This window comes from Actinomycetota bacterium, from assembly GCA_030774015.1.
Lineage (GTDB): Bacteria > Actinomycetota > UBA4738 > UBA4738 > JACQTL01 > JALYLZ01.
The window spans coordinates 35,092-41,762 of the sequence record JALYLZ010000152.1 but is presented as its reverse complement, the minus strand read 5'-3'; the positions used below and the strand labels follow the sequence as shown (position 1 = coordinate 41,762).

7 protein-coding genes are annotated in these 6,671 nt (G+C 71.1%); all 7 read right to left on the bottom strand.

Annotated features, from left to right (window positions below; genetic code table 11):
* On the bottom strand, positions 1-59 hold a 59-nt coding region (locus M3Q23_15200), incomplete at its 3' end, for a hypothetical protein (protein ID MDP9343406.1).
* Positions 60-107: 48 nt separating this feature from the next.
* On the bottom strand, positions 108-770 hold the full coding sequence (locus tag M3Q23_15195) for an SRPBCC family protein (GenBank protein ID MDP9343405.1): 663 nt from the start codon (positions 768-770) through the stop codon (positions 108-110).
* 2 nt (positions 771-772) lie between these two features.
* Positions 773-1,915 carry an XdhC family protein gene (locus M3Q23_15190; protein ID MDP9343404.1) on the bottom strand — a complete coding sequence of 381 codons (1,143 nt, stop codon included), beginning with the start codon at positions 1,913-1,915 and terminating at the stop codon, positions 773-775.
* The gene (locus M3Q23_15185; GenBank protein MDP9343403.1) at positions 1,908-2,909 is read right to left on the bottom strand and encodes an XdhC family protein; all 1,002 of its coding nucleotides are present in this window, start codon (positions 2,907-2,909) and stop codon (positions 1,908-1,910) included. The genes M3Q23_15190 and M3Q23_15185 overlap by 8 nt, the downstream gene beginning before the upstream one ends.
* A 1-nt stretch (position 2,910) precedes the next feature.
* On the bottom strand, positions 2,911-5,262 hold the full coding sequence (locus M3Q23_15180; protein ID MDP9343402.1) for an aerobic carbon-monoxide dehydrogenase large subunit: 2,352 nt from the start codon (positions 5,260-5,262) through the stop codon (positions 2,911-2,913).
* Between the two features lie 16 nt (positions 5,263-5,278).
* The gene (locus tag M3Q23_15175) at positions 5,279-5,773 is read right to left on the bottom strand and encodes a (2Fe-2S)-binding protein (protein ID MDP9343401.1); all 495 of its coding nucleotides are present in this window, start codon (positions 5,771-5,773) and stop codon (positions 5,279-5,281) included.
* Between the two features lie 2 nt (positions 5,774-5,775).
* Positions 5,776-6,648, bottom strand: a complete 873-nt coding sequence (locus M3Q23_15170; GenBank protein MDP9343400.1) for a xanthine dehydrogenase family protein subunit M — start codon at positions 6,646-6,648, stop codon at positions 5,776-5,778.
* Positions 6,649-6,671 lie beyond the last annotated feature (23 nt).

Below are 6,671 nucleotides of genomic sequence, written 5' to 3'. Positions count from 1 at the left end.
ATGGCGTGCTGGAGCATGGGGCGGCCGTCCACTGGTAGCAACTGCTTGGTCCGGCCCATCCGCGACCCCTGCCCGGCGGCGAGGACCACGGCCGAGATCACGCCGGGCTACGAGCTTCCGCGGCCGCCGCCGAACAGTCGCTTGAAGAAGCGCACGACGGCCCGCCACAGCGCCCACAGGCCCAACCGGATGCCCGCGGGCGGCTTGGCGGTGACGGGGGCCGGCCTTGGTACCGCCGCGGCCGCCGGTGGCGGTGCGTCCCTCGAGGGCGCTTGCCCGGAAGCGGGAGCAGGGGCGGGAGCGGCTTCCGCCTCCTCCTGCGACAGGTTGGCCTGCACGCAGTCGGCGAACTGCTTCGTCATGCGGCCCGAGACGTCCTGCATCATGCCCCGGGAGAACTGGGCCACCGCCCCCGAGATGGTGAGGTCCTGGGAGAACTTCACCCGCGTGTGGCCGCCGTCGGCGGCTTCGGCCCACGCCGTGACCAGCGCGGTGGCGGCGCCCTTTCCCTTCTGCTCCATGCCCTGCGCCTTCACGACGACCCGGTGCGTGTCGTCGTCGCGCTCCTCCATGTGGACGGTGCCGGCGAACGACAGCGACACCGGCCCGAGCTTGACCGTCACTTTCCCCTTCCAGTTGCGGTCGTCCACCACCTCGGTGAGCTGCGCGCCGGGCATGCACGGCGCGATGTGCTCGACGTCCAGGAGGTAGGCCCACACCCGGTCGATGGGCGCCGGGACCTCGAACTCGTTCTCGATGAGGATTCCCATCCTCAGGCTCCTCGTGTGGCTGGCTGCGGTCGTTCGTGGATGGGTCCCTGCCGTTCCCGCAGGAACCCGGCGCCGCGCGTGCGCCGCACGGCCAGGATCTCCGCGGCGATGGCCGCCGCGATCTCCTCGGGGCTGTCGCTGCCGACGTCGAGGCCGGCCGGCCCGTGCATGGCCTCCAGGTCCTCCTCCGTTGGCTGGACGCCCTCGCTCCGCAGCTCCTGGAGCAGGCGGTCGGTCCGCGAGCGCGGCCCCAGCATCCCGATGTACGGGACCCCCGTGCCGAGGAACCCGCGGAGATAGTCCTTGTCCCGCAGGTAGTTGTGGCTCATCACCACGACGTTGGTGCGCCGGTCCGTCCCGACCGTGGCCGCGGCGAGCTCCGGGCGTTCCACCCGAAGCAGGTCGGCGGCCTCCGGGAACCGCTCCCTGGTCAGGAACGCCTCCCGCTCGTCGGCGACCGTCACCCGCCACCCCAGCTGCGCCGCCGCGTGGACCACCGGGATCGCGTCGTGTCCGGCCCCGCAGATCACCAGGCGGAGCGGTGGCTCCAGCACCTCCACGAACGCCCGGGCCTCGCCGTTCGAGCCGGCCAGCGCCCGGATCTCGGACCGGCCCTCGTCGAGCAGCTCGAGCGCAGCCTGACGGGCCGCCTCGTCGAGCCGCGCGTCGCCGGTGCCGCCCTCGGAGGACCCGTCCGGCCGGACGATGAGGCGGGCTCCCCGCTCCACCCCCGCGACGTCGGATTCCAGCACGGTGGCGGCCGCGATGGGCCGCTGCTCCTCCAGGGCCATGCGCAACGCCCCCGCCACCTCCGCCGCCTTCTCGGCCGGCTCGACGAACACGTCGATGGCACCGTTGCAGCCGAGGCCCCATCCCCACACCGCCTCGTCGTCGGCGGTGAGGTCGAAGTTCACCAGGCGGGGCTGGCCCTCCACCATCACCACGTTCGCCACGTCGGCCACGTCGCCCTCCAGGCAGCCGCCGCTGATGTTGCCGACCAGCTCGCCGGACTCCGGGACCAGCAGGCGCGCACCGGGCCGGCGGTACGTGGAGCCACGGACGGCCACGATGGTGGCGAGGGCCATCCGCTCGCCCCGTTCGTGGAGCGACTCGATGGCGGCCAGGACGTCGGCGATCTCACTCATGGGTGTGCGGGGCATGGGCCTCGGCGGTCCCCGAAACGAATGCCGGCGGGTCCGCCTGGAAGCTCCGGAGGCAGCCGGCCGAGCAGAAGTAGTACGTCCGGCCCTCGTGCACGGCCCGGTGGCGGGCGGTGGCCACCTCCACGGTCATCCCGCACACGGGGTCGATCTCCTCGTGGCGCACCGCCACGGCGTCCGGTGGGAGGCCGGCCCGGAGGCCGGCCGCCTTCAGCTGCACCATCTCCGCCAGGATGGCCACCGCGATCTCCTCGTGGGCCACGGCTCCGAGGTCCAGGCCGGCCGGCGCGTGCACGCGGGTCAGCGCTTCCTCCGGCACGCCGCGGTCGCGGAGGTACCCGAGCACGGACTCGGCCCGCCGGTGCGACGCGACCAGTGCCACGTACCCGGCCGGCGTGGCGAGGGCGCGCTCCAGGGCTTCCTCGTCGTAGTGCCCCTGCGTCGCCACGACCACGAACGACGAGTCGGTGACGCCGGCGTCGGCGAGGTCGAGCCGCGTCACCACCCGGTCGGCGTGCGGGTGGTCCGACCCCGACCCGCCGTCGTCCACCACGACCGTCTCCCATCCGAGCGCCCCGGCCAGGCCCGCCAGCGTGTCCACCGCGGGCGAGCGACCGACCACGACGAGATGCGGCTGCGGCAGCACCGGCTCCACGTACACCTCCAGGGCACCCTCACTCTGACAGGCGATGGGCACGGTCACCACGCCGTCGCGGCCCCGCGCGGCCAGCTCCTCCGGCGGTCCCAGGAACAGCAGCCTCGGCGTCCCCTCGGTGAGGGCGCGGAGCGCTTCCCGGACCACCGTGGGCTCCGCGCAGGCCCCGCCGATCCATCCCCGGATCCGGCCGTCCGTCTGGATCAGGGCCGTGCCGCCCTCCTTGCCCGACGAGGGCGAGCGCCGCCACACCACCGTGGCGAACACGAACGGCTCTCCCCGGGAGGCCAGCTCCCGGGCCAGCTCCAGGATCTGCCGATTCACCTCACGCCTTCGACTGCGCTGCCTGGATAGCTTCCCAGACCTTCGCCGACGTCAGCGGCATGTCGATGTTGCGCACGCCCAGGTGCCACAGCGCGTCGATGACCGCGTTCACGTAGGCGGCCGGCGATCCCACCGTGGCCGACTCGCCGACCCCCTTCGCCCCGATGGGGTGGTGCGGCGAGGGGGTGACCGTCTCGCCCAGCTCGAACCGCGGCGTCTCCCACGCCGTGGGCAGGAGGTAGTCCATGAAGCTCGAGCCGATGCAGTTCCCGTCCTCGTCGAACGTGATCAGCTCCATCGCCGCGATGCCGTAGCCCTCGGTGAGGCCGCCGTGGATCTGCCCCTCCACGATCATGGGGTTGATGCGAACGCCGCAGTCGTCCACCGCCACCATCCGGTTCACCTTCCACACGCCGGTGTCCGGGTCGACCTCCACCACCACGGCGTAGGTCCCGAACGGGAAGGTCATGTTGGGCGGGTCGTAGTAGCACATGCCCTCGAGCCCCGGCTCGTCACCGGCGGGGAAGTTCGTGTACGACGCGAACGCGACGTCCTGGATGGTCTTGGCCTTGTCGGGCGCGCCGCGGACGAAGAAGCGGCCCTTCTCGAACTCGACGTCCTCGGGCGCCACCTCCAGCAGGTGCGCGGCGATCCGCGTGCCCTTCTCCCGGAGCTTGCGCGCCACGATCGCCGTGGCCGCGCCGGCCGTGGGCGTCGACCGCGACGCGTAGGTCCCCAGACCGTACGGCGTGTGGTCGGTGTCGCCCTCCTGGACCTCCACGTCCTCCGGCTGGAGGCCCAGCTCCTCGGCCACGATCTGGGCGAACGTCGTCTCGTGTCCCTGTCCCTGGCTCTTGACCCCGAGCTTCAGGACGGCCTTCCCCGTCGGATGGAGCCGGAGCTCCGCGGAGTCGAACATCTTCAGCCCCAGGATGTCGTACTCCTTGGAGGGTCCCGCTCCCACGACCTCGGTGAACGATGCCAGGCCGATCCCGATCAGCTTGCCCTGGACTCGGGCTTCCTCCTGCTCCTTGCGCAGCTGCGCGTAGTCCACCTTCTCCAGCGCCAGGTTCATGGCTCCCTCGTAGTCGCCGGAGTCGTACTCCCAGCCCAGGACGCTGTGATAGGGGAACTGGTCCTTCTTGATGAAGTTGTCCATCCGGAACTCGGCCGGGTCGACGCCCAGCTCGTAGGCGGCGTTCTGCACCAGCCGTTCGATGAGGTAGGAGGCCTCCGTGACCCGGAACGAGCAGCGGTACGCGACGCCCCCGGGCGCCTTGTTCGTGTAGAAGCCGTCCGCCTCCACGAACGCGGCGGGGATGTCGTAGGAGCCCGCCACGATGTGGAACAGCCCGACCTTGAACTTCGAGGGCTGGGCGTCCGCGTAGAAGGCGCCGTGGTCGCTCACCACCTTCGCGTACAAGCCGGTCATCTTCCCGTCCTTCACCGCGAGCTTCCCGCTCATGTGGAAGTCGCGGGCGTACCCGGTGGAGATGAGGTTCTCGTAGCGTTCCTCGATCCACTTCACCGGCCGGCCCAGCAGCAGCGACGCCGCGGTGGCCACGACGTAGCCGGGGTACACGGGGACCTTGTTGCCGAACCCGCCGCCGATGTCCGGCGAGATGATCCGGATCTTGTGCTCGGGGAGCCCGGTCACCAGCGCGAACACGGTCCGGATGGCGTGCGGCGCCTGGGAGGTCATCCACAGGGTGGCCTTCCCGGTGGCCGGGTTGATGTCGGCCACGATGCCGCAGGTCTCGAGCGGCGAGGGATGGCAGCGAGGGTAGAACGTGTCGAGGTCGATCACCCGATCGGCCTCGGCGGCGGCCTTTTCCCACGCCGCCTGGTCGCCGGTCTCCCAGTGGAAGATGTGGTTGTCGGTCTGCCCTTCCTTCTCGTCCCGGACCACCGCCGCGCCCTCGGCCATGGCCTTGAACGGGTCGGTGATCGGCGGCAGGGGCTCGTAGTCGACGTCGATGAGCTCGAGCGCGTCTTTCGCCACGTAGCGGTCCTCGGCGATGACCGCCGCCACCTCCTGCCCCTGGAACCGGACCTTGTCCGTCGCCAGCACGGCCTGCGTGTCGCCGGACAGCGTGGGCATCCAGGCCAGGTTGTGCTGGGCCATCAGCTCGCCGGTGACCACGGCCACCACACCGGGCAGGGCCTGGGCCCGCGAGGTGTCGATGCCGTTGATCTTGGCGTGGGCCAGCGGGCTGCGCAGGATCGACATCCACAGCATGTTGGGGAGGTTGACGTCCTCCACGTAGTTGCCCCGGCCCCGGATGAACCGGTCGTCCTCGACCCGCTTGACCGAGTGCCCGAGGCCGCGAATCTCCGTTGCGTCGGTCGCCATGGTTGGGTAGCCCCCTCTAGCTCGCGGCCGCCGGCTGGGCGGTCTTGGAATCGGCCATCTTCTGAGCCGCCGACCGGACGGCCTTCACGATGTTCATGTAGCCGGTGCACCGGCAGATGTTGCCGGAGATGGCCCACCGCACGTCGTCATCGGTGGGGTTGGGGTTGCTCTCCAGCAGCACCTTGGCCACCAGCATCATCCCCGGCGTGCAGAAGCCGCATTGCAGCCCGTGATCCTCCTTGAAGGCTTCCTGGATCGGGTCGAGGGCGCCGCCGGCGGCGAGCCCCTCCACCGTGGTGACCTCCCGCCCGTCGGCCTGGACCCCGAACATCGTGCACGACTTCACGGGAACGCCGTCCAGCAGGACCGTGCAAGCCCCGCAGCTCGAGGTGTCGCACCCCACGTGGGTTCCGGTGAGGCCGAAGCCGTCCCGGACGAGATGGGCCAACAGCAGCCGGGGCTCCACGTCCGCGGTTCGCTCCACGCCGTTGACCGTGACCGTGATCTCCATCGCTACTCCCCCCCTCTGACCATGCCCAGTGCCGTGGCCAGGCCGCGCCGCGTGAACACCTCGACCATGTGGCGCTTGTAGTCCGCGGAACCTCGCACGTCGGATTGCGGGTGGGCGGCCTGGGCGGCCAGCCGGCCGGCTTCCGCGAAGGCCTCGTCGGTGGGCTCGGCCCCCGCCAGGAAACCCTCGGCCTCCTCCGCCCCGATGTTCCTCGATCCCACCGCGGTGAGGGCGATGCCGGCCCGCTCGATGGTGCCGTTGGACAGGGAAAGGTGGACGGCCACCGCCACGGTGGCGAAGTCCCCGACCTTCCGCTCGAGCTTCAGGTAGGTCCCGCCGGACCGCGCCGGGGGCGCCGGGACCCGGACCTCGGTGAGCACCTCGTCGGGCTCGATCGTGGTGGTGAAGGTGTCGACCAGGAACTCTCGCGCGGGCACCTCTCGCTCGCCCCGGGAGCTCCGGAGCACCACGGAAGCGCCCAGCGCGAGCATCACCGATCCCCAGTCCCCGGCCGGGTCGGCGTGCACCAGCGACCCCGCCAGGGTCCCCAGGTTGCGCACGATCGGGTCGGAGATCATCGGCGCCGCCGCGGCCATCACCGGGTACCGCGACTTGAGCAGGTCCGAGCGTTCCAGCGTGCTGTTGCGGACCAGGGCGCCGACCCGCAGGCTGCCGTCCTGCTCGGCCAGCCCGTCCAGCCCCGGCACGCGGTTGATGTCGATGAGGTGATCGGGCGCCGCGAACCGAAGCTTCATCAGCGGGACGAGGCTCTGGCCGCCGGCCAGGACCTTCCCCTCGGCGCTGTGCTCCCCGAGGAGCCCTAACGCCTCGTCGAGCGAGGAGGGGCAGTGGTACTGGAAGGACGCGGGAAGCATGACGGACCTCCTTCGCTTGGACA